At 61.2% G+C, this 250-nt stretch carries 1 pseudogene; it reads left to right on the forward strand.

The annotated features are described in order from the left end of the window. A pseudogene (locus tag KVT28_RS25870) lies at positions 1-250 on the forward strand (allophanate hydrolase subunit 2 family protein); the annotation flags it as partial.

The following is a 250-nucleotide window of genomic DNA, read 5'->3' on the forward strand; positions in this document are numbered from 1 at the left end:
TGGCGCAGCCCGTGGAAGCTCAGTCCGCAAAGTAATCGCATGGGTTATCGCCTGCAGGGACGTCAACTGCAACGCGATGCAACGCGCGATTTGCTGTCGCACGGTTTAGTGCCCGGCGTGGTGCAGGTGCCGCCCAATGGTCAGCCGATTGTGTTGATGGCGGGCGCACAAACCACCGGCGGCTATCCGCGCATTGCCTGCATCATCGAAGCCGATCTCTATCATCTGGCGCAACTTCGTCTCGGCGAGC

It is taken from the genome of Pantoea sp. GbtcB22, assembly GCF_019091025.1.
GTDB classification, from domain to species: domain Bacteria; phylum Pseudomonadota; class Gammaproteobacteria; order Enterobacterales; family Enterobacteriaceae; genus Pantoea; species Pantoea leporis.